We start from the raw sequence: 14222 nt of genomic DNA on the forward strand, positions 1-14222 counted from the left end.
ATTACTGCCCATAATAGGCATTGGCCCCATGCTTACGCAGGTAGTGCTTATCTAACAGTTCGTTTTGCATGGCAGGAAGCTGCGGCGCGAGCTGGCGCGAGAACAGCCCCATATACGCGCACTCTTCCAGCACCACGGCATTATGTACCGCGTCAGTGGCGTTTTTCCCCCATACGAACGGGCCGTGAGAATGCACCAGTATCGCCGGGATTTGTGCTGGACTCCTGCCGCGCTCTTCGAAGGTTTTAATGATCACTTCGCCAGTCTGGTATTCATACTCGCCGTTGATCTCCTCTGCGGTCATCTGACGCGTGCAGGGGATCGCACCGTAAAAATAGTCAGCGTGAGTCGTGCCCCAGGCAGGGAGATCAATCCCGGCCTGTGACCAGATGGTGGCGTGGCGCGAGTGGGTATGCACAATACCGCCAATTTCTGCATAGCGACGGTAGAGCGCCAGATGCGTTGGCGTGTCGGAAGAGGGCTTTTTGCTACCTTCCACCACCTTACCGCTGGCTATTTCCACCACCACCATATCGTCGGCGGTCATCACGTCGTACTCGACGCCGGAAGGCTTGATTACCATCCATTGCCGCGTTTCGTCTACCGCGCTGACATTGCCCCAGGTGAATGTCACCAGATGGTGAGCGGGAAGCGCCAGATTCGCCGCCAGCACTTCGGCTTTCAGTTGCTCTAACATACGAAACCCGCCTCCTGCATACGCGCTTCAATCCAGCGCCGTGCCTGAATAATCTCCAGCACCGGCTCATTGGCTTTTTCTGTCCACATCTCAATCAGGAATGAACCGCGATAATTCAGTTCATGCAGCGTTTTAAAGATGCCAACGAAATCGACGCAGCCTTCGCCAAACGGTACATCACGGAACTGGCCAGGACTCTGGTCGGTTACGGGTTGAGTGTCTTTCAGGTGAATAGCCGCGATGCGGTCAATGCCCAGTTTCAGTTCGGCGGGAACATCATTGCCCCAGGCGCTGAGGTTGCCGACATCCGGGTAAACGGTGAACCACGGCGAGGCGAGCATCTCGTCCCATTTTTTCCATTTGCTGATGGAGTTCATAAACGCGGTGTCCATAATCTCCACCGCCAGCATCACTTGCGATGCCGCCGCCTGTTCAACAGCCCACGCCAGCCCTTCAGCAAAACGTTGCTGGGTGCCTTCGTCATGCTCTTCGTAATAGACGTCGTAGCCCGCCAGTTGAATAGTGCGAATGCCGAGATCGCGCGCCAGACGAATCGCTTTACTCATGATTTCCCGCGCCCGTTCGCGCACCGCCTCGTCCCGGCTGCCAAAGGGAAAACGACGATGGGCAGACAGACACATTGACGGAATGGAGACACCCGTTTCGATCATCGCAGTGACCAGCGAAGCACGTTGTGCGGCGCTCCAGTCAAGACGTGAGAGCCGTTCGTCGGTTTCATCCACCGACATTTCGACAAAATCAAAACCACAGCTTTTTGCCAGCACCAGCCGCTCCGGCCAGGAGAGATCTTTCGCCAGCGCCTTTTCATAAATCCCTAACGGATGACTACGCACGAGCACCTCCCCAGATTGTGTCAATTTGTGCATGAAAATCAGCGGCAACCTGCGCTGGATTGGTAGCGCCCGCCAGTGCGCGCCCGGCAATAAACGCTTTCACGCGGATATCTTTAAACAGCGGCAGGTCAGCAGGGGTAATCCCGCCAGTAATGGAAAGCTCAAGGCCGATATCAGAAAGCGCCTTCATACGCGCCAGATCCGCCTCGCCCCACTGCTGCCCGCTGGCCTGCGCGTCGCGACCACGATGATAAATCGCCTGCCGCACGCCAATACGATGCCAGTTACGTGCGTCGTCCAGTGTCCAGTTGCCGAACAGCTCTATCTGGATTTCACCGCCGCAGCGTTGCGCCATCGCGTGGCCTTTTTCCACCGTGGCGAGCGGCGCGGCGCAGATGATGGTCATCCAGTTGGCGCCCGCGCCAAACGCCTGTTGCGCGAGCGTCTCACCGGCATCAGCGACCTTCCAGTCAGCGACGATGATTTTGTCCGGGCACTGTTCACGCAAGGCTTTCACCGCGCCAAGCCCTTCGTTTAAACAGAGAATGGTGCCCGCTTCGACGATATCGACACTGTCCTTTAACAGCGTCACGTCGCGCTGCGCGGCTTCAAGTGATGAGTGGTCGAGAGCCAGTTGCAGAAGTGGTCTGCTCATAATGTGTGTTCCTTAATGCGGGTGTGATAACCCTGGAGTGCGGCAATGAGTTGCTGATAGCGTTGATATTTTTGCTGGTAATGCTGATGAGCGGTCATGTCCGGCAGCAATGTGCGTACCGGATGTTGCAAGTCGCGCTGGGCTTCGCTGAAGTTGTGATATACGCCCGTGCCGACGCGGGCAGCGAGCGCCGCGCCAAAGCATCCCGTTTCTTCCACCTGCGGCAGCTCGATACGCAGACCGCTGACGTCTGCCAGCATTTGCATCCAGACATCGGAGTGCGCAGGACCGCCAGTCACGCGCAGGGTGTGAACAGCGGTAAAACGTTCACGCATCCGGTTGAGGTGGGTCATGTGGCTGAACACCACGCCTTCATAAATGGCCTGCAACAGGTGCGCACGGGTGTGAATGGCCTGCATCCCGTAGAAACCGCTGGTCATCTCAAGTCCGGCGTTGGTGCCGTACAGGAACGGCAGGAAAAACAGATCGCCTCTGGCTTTCGGCAAGCTGGCAACGGCCTGATTAATCTCAGCAAAAGAGATTTCTCCCCACTGCGCGGTAAACCATTCGAGATTGCCGGAAGAGGTAGGGCTGGCTTCGTGAACGATAAATTGACCGTCATTAACATAGCGACCATAGACATACGGATGCGCTTCACCGTCACGTAAACCGCTGGTTATGCCGCTGGTCACCGCCCAGGTTCCCATTACCGCATTGAGGGTGGATTCGTCTTCGATCCCGGCACAAAGTGCGGTGGAAACCACATCAAACAGGCCGCCGACAACGGGCGTACCCGCTTGCAGACCGGTCAGTGCGGCTGTCTGAGCGGTGATCCCCCCGCAGATTTCGGCAGATCCAACAACAGGCGGCAGGGCGTGATTGATTTCACCGATCCCCAGGCAATCGGTGAGGCACGGATCATATTCCCCACGACTCATGTTGTAGAGATTGGACTCAGAAATATTGCTCTCTTCACAACCTTTGACGCCGGTTAAACACCAGCGCAGGTAGTCGTGCGTCATCATCACGCAGCCAATTTGCGCGTAGCGTTCCGGTTCGTGCTCTTTCAGCCAGCGTAACAGCGACACCGGATGCCCGGTCCACAAGGTTTGTCGGGTCAGCGGGTAGAGTTTTTCCGGGATGCCATCTTCCTGCCAGCAACGAACGATTTCTATCGCCCGGCGGTCAGAGGACAAAATGGCGTTACCGAGCGGTTTGTCGTTTTTATCCAGCAAAAACAAACCCTTTCCCTGTGCGGAGATACCGATACCCACTATTTGTTCCCCGCTAACGCCAGAATGAGTAAGCAGGGCGCGAATGACAGCCATGCAGCATTGCCACAGTTCTGCCATATCGCGCTCTGCCCAGCCTGGCTGCGGGCTTAATGCGCACAGCGGCAGGCGCTGCACGCCCGCCTCCCGGCCTTCGCGGTCATACAGCCCGGCTTTCAGCCAGCTACCACCACAATCTAACCCCAGCCAGTATTGCGTCATGGTTTATTGCACCTCATCCACGGCTTTCAGCAGATCAGCGCCCTGCGGAACATCTTTAACAAACATGTCGCGAACCTGATTACCCAGCGCGTCGCTAAAGGCTTTGCGGTCGAGATCGGTAATCACTTCCACGCCCGCGTCTTTCATGCCGTCGATGATTTTTTGCTGATCTTCGGCGACCAGTTTGCGCTGGTAGTTACCCGCTTCTTGCGCAGATGAGATCAGTGCCTGCTGGAACTCTGGGGTTAAGCCATCAAACTTCGCTTTGTTGATTACCACCAGAAGCGGGGAATAGGCGTGGTGCGTCAGAGAAAGGTACTTCTGCACTTCATAAAATTTTGCTGACCAGACGACGTTGATCGGGTGTTCCTGAGCGTCGATAGTGCGGGTTTCCAGCCCGGTATAGACTTCGGCAAACGGCATCGGGATCGGGTTAGCGCCAAAAACTTTGAATGCGGCAATATTCATTGGGCTATTGTTGGTACGGATCTTCAGCCCTTTCAGGTCGGTAGGCGTTTTAACCGGTGCACGCGAGTTGGTGACATCGCGCCAGCCGTTTTCCCAGTAAGCCAGCACTTTCAGTCCCTTACTTTCAAGGGAGACTTTCAGGTCATCCCCGACTTTGCCGTCGAGCGTTTTATGCGCGTGAGCGGTATCGCGGAACAGGAAAGGGACATCGAGCAGGTTGATGACGGGCGAGAGTCCCGTAAAGTTATTGGAGCCAGACATCTCCATATCAATAGTGCCGCCGCGCACGCCGCTGATCATCGCCTGCGCATTACCGAGGGTGCTATCCGGGAACAGTTTTAATTTCAGTTCGCCTTTGGTTTTTTCCTGTAATAATTCATTGAATTTTTTCGCCGCAATATGTTGCGAGTCGGTTTGCGAGGTTTCATAACCGAAACGTAATGATTGTGCCGCCAGAGAAGATGTGCTGAACGCCGCCACTCCGGCAAATAATAAAGCGTAGGTTACAGAACGTAATTTCATTATGATTTCCTTTTAACTCATCCATTTAAGAGGAGCGGTAATAAGCTCCGGTATAAAAATAAATAATGCTAACAACATGAATAAAACCATGACGTAAGGCGCGACGCCTTTTACCGCATCGTCAAATTTAAGTTTCGCCACGCCGCATACCACGTTAAGAACGTTACCGACTGGAGGCGTAATCAGTGATATTGAACAGTTGATAATAAACATGATGCCGAAATAGACCGGATCTATTCCTGCTTCTTTCACTAATGGCATTAATACTGGCGTAAGAATTAATACGGTAGGCGTTAAGTCCATGACCGTACTGATCACCATAATGGCGAGCATAATGACGATGAATAATAAGCGGGGCGAATCAACCAACGGTTGTAATAGCTCCGATACCATCATGGGTAATTCGGCGATAGTAATAAGCCATGCAGATACCGCAGCAGAGGCCACCAGGAACATGACCACGGATGTGGTTTTCGCCGCGTTAATCAGTACATGATAAAGCGTGGAGAAGGTCATTTCGCGATAGACCACCACCGAGACGAACAGGGCGTAGAAGGCGGCAACCGCGCCTGCTTCGGTGGGTGTGAATAACCCCGAACGGAAACCGCCAATAATAATTATCGGTAAAAAGAGCGCCCAAATACCGGAAATTAAGGATTGCCAGACTTCCCGCAGTGAGGCTTTCGGCTGACAAGGTAAATTCAGTCGTTTTGCCTGCCACCACCAGGTAACCATCAGCGTGACGCCCATCATGACGCCCGGCGCTATGCCCGCCATAAATAGTTTGCTGATGGAGAGTCCGCTGGAGACGCCGAAGATAATGAGTGGAATAGAGGGAGGGATAATGGCTGCAATAATCCCGCCGGAACCGATAAGCCCGGCGGCGCGATTTACCGGATAGTTGGCCTGACGCATCATTGGCACCAGCAGCGCCGCGACGGCTGCGGTATCGGCAACCGCAGAACCGGAAAGGCTTGCCATGATCATTGCCGCCAGCACGCCAACGTAACCCAGACCACCAGGTCTGTGACCCACCAGTTTCATTGGCAGGTCGACAATACGTTGCGACAGGCCGCCCGCGTTCATGATCTCACCTGCCAGCACAAAGAAGGGAATGGCTAACAGAGAGAAGCTGTCTGCGCCATTTACCAGCGTTTGTGCCAGAATTTGCACATCAAAGATATCCATCCAGAACATCAGTGAGATGCCGCACAGTAATAATGCCCAGGCAATGGGAACACCAATCGCGATAGCGCCTAACAAACTGACAATAAATATAAGAATTGTCATCGTCAGACTCCTTGTTGGTTTTGGCTGGTGGTATTTGTGAACTGCCGGTATAAGTGACGCAATTCCAGTAATGCGATAATCAGGCTGGTGGGGATAGCGGCGGCGTACATTAAGCCAACGGGTACGCCGAGAATGGGTGATAAGTTACTCCAGTCCTGTGACGTTTTTTCTATTGCACCCCAGGCCAGACCCAGACACAGTAATAAAATGAGCGTATGGGTTAGCTGCGAAACACGTTGTTGATTAGCGGGAGAGAGTTTTTCGACTAAAAAAGTAACCTGCACATGGCTGTTGTCCATATAAGCAACGATAGCGCCAATAAAGGTTAACCAGACAAATAAAAGACGGGATAATTCATCAATCGATAATATGCTTGTGTGAAATCCATATCGAAGAATTATATTAATAAAAATAATACAAGACAGTATTGCGATGATGAGCGCAAGAATGCCTTCGAGTATCCGTTTCATAACGAGTCCTTCTTGTTATGTAATATGTTTTCATTAATTAATGCTGTTGGTATTCGTAATATTTATTGGAAAACGACTAATTAGAATTTGGCGAAATAAATGAATCGTTTTAAATAGATTCATTCAAAGAGTGAATACCGTTACGTAATATATCGATGCGATGCTGCACATCAGCCGACTCATTTATTTCTAGCAGCTTGATGCCAGCAAAATGCAATGTTGACGGTTCTGCTGCATTAAATAACTCGCGAACGTGATCTGTGGTCATCAGGCTTTCTGCACAGAATGGTGCAAACGGCGCGTGTAAATCCTGCCATTCTCCGTATGCTCCGTTTAGCGTCGTACCAGAGAACATCAACGCGCCGAGTTTCCCGGCCTGTTTCGCCATTTGGGTATGGGTCAGCGGCAACGCTGTATTGCGCCCTTCAATGGCGGAGCGCGCCCAGTTGATACAGAGGCTGACGTCATAATCGGCAATGACTTCCAGCACCTTTTCCAAAGGCAAAAAGCCTTTGCGGGGAGCGGCAGACGTCATGGCGTCGCAGTGTTCCAGCACCAGTTTGCAGGGCCAGTCCCAACTGGCGATTTCTTTCAACGAGCGGGCAAAGGCATCCGTCGCTTGCATAATATTGGGATTCGTTGCTAACGGTGCGGCCTGGATCTCTAGTGCGAGCACTTTATTAGCCTGCAATGAGTTGATTTTATGGAACAGGTGGCGATAGTACGCCACGCACGCCTTGCGTTGATCTTCATCGCTGGAGGCGAGGCCAAAACCGTTGTTTTCGCTGCGGCGACGCATGGTTTCCATCACAGCGGTGACGACAAATTTCCAGCTTTCTGGCGTATGACGTAGCAACCATTGGTCGCCCAGCGGGTGGAAGTTTTCCAGGCAGGGTTGTTCCAGCCCACGAATATCAGGGGTATCTGATAATTGTCGCCAGAATTCCTTCTCTTCCTCTTCACTTCTTTGGTGAAAAGAGGGTGCACAGGGATACGCACCGATAATATAACCGGTATTATTCGCTTTCATTTTGTGCTCCAGTAATAACTTTTTATAAAGCGCAGAGGGCGACTTTAACCACGATTTTGCGGATTGCCGTAGGGGCATTTTTATTACATGCCGGTCGATGAACATCCTGTGGGAAGAAAATAGCGTAGCTACCCGGTATCATTTCTATAAATGATTCATGTTCACTATCGTGATAAAAAATAATATCGCGTTGCTCTAATAGTGATTCGCTGACTTTATTATTCCCGGTATCAATGGCTACACCGATTTTCTCTTCGCCCCAGGCCAGAAACTGAATATCCAGATAGCGACGATGAACCTCAGGACGGTTTTCCACCGCCTCGCGTGTGGTTAAATCGATAATTTGCGCAAAAATATTTTTGCCGTCGATTTCGACAACGCCCGGCGCCAGGACGTTGAAATCGGTGGTGCGTAGAAAATCGAGCGCCTTTTCAATGGCAGCGGGCAAACGGCACGGATTAGGTTGTGTGATATGTCCAAATATCATGGTCTATCTCCTTATAATGCCTGGATTTTTGCCCATACGCTGTCATCCACAGTAATACCGTTACGACGGTTTTCTGCCAGTAGAGTGGTAAATTCGTGGCCGGGTAAACGAATGGCCTGGTTTTCGTCTGCGCGTTCGGCACTGGTAACGTAATCCATGATGCGTTGCAGTTTGGCGTCGCGGGTGGAACCGTCGATCAGTTTATCCACTTCAATGGCAATAAAGATTTGTGAAATGCCGTACTCGTCGCTGTTGTCCTGGGTGACTTCAGCAACCGATGCGCCGTCAGAAAGGAGAGTGGCTATCATATCCAGCACAATCGACATGCCAGAACCTTTCCAGTAGCCCATCGGCAAAATGCGGCGATTTTTCTCGATAACGCCAGGTTCTTTGGTCAAATTTCCTTCATCATCAAACCCACCATCGACCGGCAGCTCGCGTCCCGCCAGACGATTCACTTCTAACATGCCGTAGGAGAACATCGACATCGACATATCGACCATGGTGATGGGTGAAGAGGGAATAGCGACGATCAGTGGGTTGGTGCCGATGCGACACTCTTTTGCGCCCCACGGCGGCATTACGGCGATGGAGTTTGTCCAGCAGATGCCGATATAGCCTTTTTCCGCCGCCTGCCAGCCGTAGCTGCCGCCGCGCATCCAGTGGTTGGCATTGCGTAACGCGACCAGGCCAATCCCGTGAGTTGCCGCCAGTTCAATGGCACGATCCATCATCTTTTTCGCTGTCAGGTTACCGATCGAACGCCGGGCGTCCCACTGCTCAATCGCGCCGAGGCTGGTTATACGTTTGGGTTGGGCGTCAGGAATGATATCGCCGTTTTCCAGTTGCTGAATGAAACGGGGGAAACGGTTAACGCCATGAGAATAAACGCCGGATTCGGTGGTGCGGGCGAACATCTCTGCACAGGCATCGGCTGTTTCGCTGTTAACGCCACGTGAAATTAATACCCGATTAAAGGCTGTTTTTAACTGCTCAAATGTCACTTTCATCCCTGGCTTCCTTGTGTTTGTTGATCGCTTTTTTAGCTTAAAATTCCACTATGCGAAATTTGATTTCAAATATATCGATCGCTTTTTAACAAAGCAATCCACACCATGATTTTCAAAAATCATATAAATCAAATAGTTATAAATTATCTGTCGAGATCGTGAACTGCGACACACTTTGCGTTACCATCAGGGCGCGATAAAAAGGGGAAGAAAGCGATGGGAAAAAAAGAGCACGAGTTGGCGCAGGAAAAAGAGCGTCCGGCTGGAAGTCAGAGCCTGTTTCGCGGGTTGATGCTGATTGAGATTTTGAGCAACTATCCAAACGGTTGCCCGCTGGCGCATCTCTCTGAACTGGCTGGCTTAAATAAAAGTACGGTCCATCGTTTATTGCAGGGACTACAGTCCTGTGGCTATGTGACAACCGCGCCTGCTGCGGGGAGTTATCGCCTGACCACAAAATTTATTGCCGTCGGGCAGAAGGCGCTGTCTTCGCTGAATATCATTCATATCGCCGCGCCGCATCTTGAGGCACTGAACATCGCCACTGGTGAAACCATTAACTTTTCCAGTCGAGAAGACGATCACGCTATTTTGATTTATAAACTGGAACCTACTACCGGTATGCTGCGAACCCGTGCCTATATTGGTCAGCATATGCCGCTCTACTGTTCGGCGATGGGTAAGGTTTATATGGCGTTTGGTCATCAGGACTACGTGAAATCGTATTGGGAAAGCCATCAGAATGAAATCCAGCCGCTAACCCGCAATACCATTACCGAACTGCCCGCGATGTTCGACGAACTGGCGCACATTCGCGAAAGCGGCGTGGCGATGGACAGAGAAGAGAATGAACTCGGCGTCTCCTGTATTGCTGTTCCGGTGTTTGATATTCATGGGCGGGTGCCGTATGCGGTGTCGATTTCGCTTTCGACATCACGCCTGAAACAGGTGGGGGTGAAAAATCTCCTGAAACCGCTGCGTGAAACTGCCCTGGCTATTTCCAATGAACTGGGATTTACCGTCCGGGACGACCAGGGGGCGATCACATAATGCTTTGGGCAGGTGGCAAAACTTTAATATTTCCTTCGTTGGATCAAAGCAATAATGGCGCACTCTCTGGCACGCTGCGGTTTTAGCGCAAAGGAGTGATCATGAACCGGTTTATTATTGCGGATGCGACGAAATGTATCGGTTGCCGTACCTGTGAAGTGGCTTGCGCAGTGTCGCATCAGGAGAATCAGGATTGCGCTTCGTTGTTACCTGGCGAGTTTATTTCCCGTATTCGTGTTATCAAAGGCCATACCTGGACCACGGCAGTAGCCTGTCATCAGTGTGAAGATGCACCCTGCGCGAATGTTTGCCCTGTGGACGCTATTCGTCGTGAACATGGGCATATCTTTGTTGAACAATCACGTTGTATTGGCTGTAAAAGCTGTATGCTGGCATGTCCGTTTGGCGCGATGGAGGTCGTTTCATCGCGTGCAAAGGCGAGGGCGATTAAGTGCGATCTGTGCTGGCATCGGACGACGGGCCCGGCCTGTGTTGAAGCCTGTCCGACAAAAGCGTTGCAGTGTATGGATGTTGAGAAAGTGCAGCGGAATCGGCTACTACAGCAGCCTGTTTGAAACACTATTCCGGTGGTTCTCAACGCCGGAATAGTGCGTTTTGTTAATGCCGGATGCGGCGTGAACGTCTTATCTGGCCTACAAAATCTTACAAATTCAATATATTGCAGAAATTATGTGGCCTGATAAGCGTAGCGCATCAGGCAATTTTTAATGACTCTCAGTCCAGGCGCGTTCAATCTCTTCCGCCAGAATCTTCACGCCTGCCTCAATTTTCTCCGGCTCCGGCACATAGTTCATGCGCATACATTGATGCGTATGCGGCCACGGTTTATCCAGCCCAGGGAAGAAGTTGTGCCCCGGCACCATCAGCACGCCGCGCGCTTTCAGGCGCTGGTAAAGCTGCTCGGTGGTAATTGGCAAATCCTTAAACCATAGCCAGAGGAAAATGGCTCCTTCGGGTTTATGAATCAGGCAGCGATCTTCTGGTAAATAGCGGCGAATGATGGCGATAGTTTCCTGAACACGCTGGTAGTAGAACGGCTTGATGACCGTTTCTGACAGGCGCAGCAGATCGTTACGCTTAATCATTTCACACATCATCGCCGGACCAATACCGCCAGGCGCCAGGCTGATAATGCCGTTCATATTCGTGATGGCGGTGATGATTTTTTCATTGGCGATGATAATGCCGCAGCGGGAGCCTGGTAGACCCAGCTTGGAAAGACTCATGCACAGTACGATATTCGGATTCCACAGCGGGCGCGCTTCGCTGAAGATGATACCCGGGAACGGGACGCCATAAGCGTTATCAATCACCAGCGGAATGCCGTGTTGATTCGCCAGCGCATCCAGCTTCAGCAACTCTTCGTCAGTAATCACATTGCCTGTTGGGTTCGTTGGACGGGAGACGCAAATCATCCCGGTCTCTTCGCCAATATGCAGATGTTCAAAATCGACGTGGTATTTAAACTGGCCTTCTGGCAGCAGTTCAATATTTGGACGCGCAGAGACGAAAAGATCTTCTTCCAGTCCGGCGTCAGCGTAGCCAATGTATTCTGGTGCCAGCGGGAACAGCACTTTTTTGACCCGACCATCGGCGCGGCGTCCGGCAAACAGATTAAATAAGTAGAAAAACGCGCTCTGGCTGCCGTTTGTTAGTGCAATATTCTGTGGTTCGATATCCCAACCCAGCTTCTCGCGTAGCATTTCGGCAAGTAGTGTGAGTAGCTCCGTTTTCCCCTGCGGGCCGTCGTAATTACACAGCGCATCAGTGGCTTTGCCGCTTTCCAGCATGTCGGTCAGCAGCGTCTGGAAGTAGTCCTGCATTTCCGGGATCTGCGCCGGATTGCCGCCGCCGAGCATAATCGCGCCGGGCGTGCGTAAGCCGTCGTTCAGATCTTCCATCAGCAGCGTAATGCCGGAGTGGCGGGTAAATTTGTCACCAAAAAGGGAGAATGTCATAGCGGGATATCTGTCGAACTCTGTAGCAAGGAAAGTAACAATAACGCTACATTTGCTGGGGTGCAAATCGGGTTGCTGCAAGAGGATTGGCGTATCATGCTAAGGTTTATGATATGTCTGGTCTTTTATACTGGAATACGGCTTCCCGACATACTGCAAGTGGGAAGCCGGAAAAGTTACTGTTGCCCCGCCCAGACAACCATCACTTTATCATTGCCATGTTCACGGACAAATCCATAACCTTGTTTCAGTGGCAATGTGGTCTGCTTACCCGCGCCAATCGCTGGATGGCGGGCGCGGAACTGACCGAGGCGTTGCCAGTGCGCAACGCTGGCGGCAGATTTACCGCTAACATCCTGCCAGTTCATATCCGAGCGTGTGCCTTGCAGCGGATCTGAGCCGGTGGCTCCGAACGGACGCGAGGATTCATCACCGTAAAAGATTTGTACCGCGCCTGGCGCTAATAATAATAACTCTGCTGCTTTGTCGCCTCCTTCGCGGAACAGGCGGGTATCATGCGAGGAGAGATAGCTCAACACGTTGAAATCCTGCAATTTATCTGCCATTTGCTGCCAGGTGGTATCCATCTGCGCCAGACAATCGACGGCTTTCGCCGCCTGTTCCTGATAATCGAAGTTGATCATCGCATCGAAGCCGTGGCGATAGTAGTCACTTTGCATCACGCCATGACCCCAGGCTTCGCCGGTCATCCAGAAAGGTTTACCATCTAACGCTTTATCGGGATTCGCTTTTTTCCATTCGCTAAGTGCGGCGCTGGCCTGAGTTTTCAGTTGCTGCCAGGCGGGCAACTCAACATGTTTGGCGGTGTCGACCCGAAAACCATCAATCCCGTAGTCGCGAACCCACTGGCTTAACCAGTGAGTTAAATAATCGCGCGGCGTATAGCCATCGATGGCTTTAGCGTGGGTATCCGGTTTGTTTTTATAGAACACCGGCAGACCTGAAGCGGTGGTAGATTCGGTCTTTATATCCGGTAAAAAGGCCAGCGACATGGTGAGATCGTCGAATCCAGGATTGTCGTAATCTCCAATATCCGTTCTGACCCAGTTTTTCCCCCACCATTTATCCCACCCTGTTTTGTCGCTGAAATTAATGTAATCGTTAAAACTATGCCAGGTTTGCCCGGCGGCGGGTTTCCAGTCGCTCCAGCGGTCACCCAGCGTTTTTTTCAGCTCATCACCAGAAATATATAACGCGCCAAACTGATACTCCTGCATATCCGCCAGCGTGGCATAACCGGTATGGTTCATCACCACATCAAAGAGAATACGAATACCGCGCTGGTGCGCGCTATCAACCAGCGTCCGTAGATCGGCTTCGTTGCCCATATTTGCATCAAGATTCGTCCAGTCCTGTGTGTAATAACCGTGGTAGGCATAATGCGGGAAATCGCCTTTTGTACCACCGCCTACCCAGCCGTGAATTTGCTCAAATGGGGCGCTGATCCATAGGGCATTGACGCCGAGCTGCTGGAGATAATCCAGTTTGTTGGTCAGGCCGCGTAAATCGCCGCCGTGAAAAGTGCCAATTTCCGCCATACCGTCTTTATGACGACCGTAGCTCTGGTCATTGCTGAGATCGCCGTTTTCGAAACGGTCTGTCAGCACAAAGTAAACGGTGGCGTTATGCCAGTCGAAAGGGGCAGAGGTGCCAGTTTCTGCCCGTTCCAGCAGTAGCAAGCCGTTACTGGTGGCGGCAGGTTGTAACGTTATTTGACCGTTTTTCACCGTCGCGATTTGTTGGCTGTAATAATCACGGATTGCCGCACCTTCCGGGAAAGTGGCACTGACATCAAGCGTAAGTGGTCGTCCATCCCATTTCGGGCATTCACGGATTGGGGTTGCTACTGGTTCGGCGGTGTTTTGGATCGAAATCATCAACGTTGGCGTGCCGGAGCGGGTGTCGATTTGCAGCTTATATTCGCCAGCTCTGAACAATCGCCATTGTGGCGGTGTGTTATCGCAAGGTTGCAGGGAAAGCATCTGATTGAGTTTTATCGCATTCACTGGTTGCCAGCACTGTTGGTCAAAATTTAGCGTTAGTGGACGCGTACTTTTAGCCAGCTTAGCGTGGCTGACAAATGTTCCTGTCCCCTGTTCGGTAAAGATGGGGAACCCCTGCGAAGTCCAGTTGGCGGCAACGGCAAAGCCGGGAAGGAGTGTCAGAAAACAGGCGGAAAGTTTCATGGCGGGTGAG

14 protein-coding genes are annotated in these 14222 nt (G+C 51.8%); 2 read left to right on the top strand and 12 right to left on the bottom strand.

Annotated elements, in window-relative coordinates; all coding sequences use genetic code 11:
• Position 1: 1 nt before the first annotated feature.
• From araD to yiaK, 10 genes are all read right to left on the bottom strand, one after another.
• Positions 2–697: an L-ribulose-5-phosphate 4-epimerase gene (araD, locus tag RGV86_RS13475; protein WP_085461406.1), complete on the bottom strand. Its 696-nt coding sequence runs from the start codon at positions 695–697 to the stop codon at positions 2–4.
• Positions 691–1551 (bottom strand): L-ribulose-5-phosphate 3-epimerase, encoded by an 861-nt coding sequence (locus tag RGV86_RS13480; protein ID WP_085461405.1) that lies wholly within the window; start codon positions 1549–1551, stop codon positions 691–693. Before RGV86_RS13480 ends, araD begins: the two co-directional genes overlap by 7 nt.
• The gene (gene ulaD, locus RGV86_RS13485; RefSeq protein ID WP_085461404.1) at positions 1544–2206 is read right to left on the bottom strand and encodes a 3-keto-L-gulonate-6-phosphate decarboxylase UlaD; all 663 of its coding nucleotides are present in this window, start codon (positions 2204–2206) and stop codon (positions 1544–1546) included. Before ulaD ends, RGV86_RS13480 begins: the two co-directional genes overlap by 8 nt.
• On the bottom strand, positions 2203–3699 hold the full coding sequence (lyxK, locus tag RGV86_RS13490; protein ID WP_085461403.1) for an L-xylulokinase: 1497 nt from the start codon (positions 3697–3699) through the stop codon (positions 2203–2205). Before lyxK ends, ulaD begins: the two co-directional genes overlap by 4 nt.
• A gap of 3 nt (positions 3700–3702) precedes the next feature.
• Entirely contained in the window at positions 3703–4689 is a 987-nt protein-coding gene (gene yiaO, locus RGV86_RS13495; protein ID WP_000776917.1) for a 2,3-diketo-L-gulonate TRAP transporter substrate-binding protein YiaO, read from the bottom strand.
• Positions 4690–4701: 12 nt separating this feature from the next.
• On the bottom strand, positions 4702–5979 hold the full coding sequence (gene yiaN, locus RGV86_RS13500) for a 2,3-diketo-L-gulonate TRAP transporter large permease YiaN (RefSeq protein WP_000153842.1): 1278 nt from the start codon (positions 5977–5979) through the stop codon (positions 4702–4704).
• A 2-nt stretch (positions 5980–5981) separates the two neighbouring features.
• Entirely contained in the window at positions 5982–6449 is a 468-nt protein-coding gene (yiaM, locus tag RGV86_RS13505; protein WP_085461402.1) for a 2,3-diketo-L-gulonate TRAP transporter small permease YiaM, read from the bottom strand.
• A gap of 109 nt (positions 6450–6558) precedes the next feature.
• Positions 6559–7479: a DUF4862 family protein gene (locus RGV86_RS13510; protein WP_137598395.1), complete on the bottom strand. Its 921-nt coding sequence runs from the start codon at positions 7477–7479 to the stop codon at positions 6559–6561.
• Positions 7480–7501: 22 nt separating this feature from the next.
• A complete protein-coding gene (locus RGV86_RS13515; RefSeq protein ID WP_085461400.1) occupies positions 7502–7966 on the bottom strand; it encodes a NanQ anomerase/TabA/YiaL family protein in 465 nt (154 codons plus the stop codon).
• An 11-nt stretch (positions 7967–7977) separates the two neighbouring features.
• Complete coding sequence (gene yiaK, locus RGV86_RS13520; protein ID WP_000869060.1) at positions 7978–8976, bottom strand: 3-dehydro-L-gulonate 2-dehydrogenase; 999 nt, start codon at positions 8974–8976, stop codon at positions 7978–7980.
• Positions 8977–9192: 216 nt separating this feature from the next.
• Here yiaK and yiaJ point away from each other — a divergent pair, with 216 nt between their 5' ends.
• Entirely contained in the window at positions 9193–10026 is an 834-nt protein-coding gene (gene yiaJ, locus RGV86_RS13525; RefSeq protein ID WP_000516597.1) for an IclR family transcriptional regulator YiaJ, read from the top strand.
• A 101-nt stretch (positions 10027–10127) separates the two neighbouring features.
• Positions 10128–10601: a 4Fe-4S binding protein gene (locus RGV86_RS13530; protein WP_309508364.1), complete on the top strand. Its 474-nt coding sequence runs from the start codon at positions 10128–10130 to the stop codon at positions 10599–10601.
• 150 nt (positions 10602–10751) lie between these two features.
• Here RGV86_RS13530 and avtA read toward each other — a convergent pair whose 3' ends face one another.
• On the bottom strand, positions 10752–12005 hold the full coding sequence (avtA, locus tag RGV86_RS13535) for a valine--pyruvate transaminase (protein WP_085461399.1): 1254 nt from the start codon (positions 12003–12005) through the stop codon (positions 10752–10754).
• Positions 12006–12181: 176 nt separating this feature from the next.
• Positions 12182–14212 carry an alpha-amylase gene (gene malS, locus RGV86_RS13540; protein WP_085461398.1) on the bottom strand — a complete coding sequence of 677 codons (2031 nt, stop codon included), beginning with the start codon at positions 14210–14212 and terminating at the stop codon, positions 12182–12184.
• Positions 14213–14222: the final 10 nt, after the last annotated feature.

Source organism: Escherichia ruysiae, assembly GCF_031323975.1.
Classification (GTDB): Bacteria; Pseudomonadota; Gammaproteobacteria; order Enterobacterales; family Enterobacteriaceae; genus Escherichia; species Escherichia ruysiae.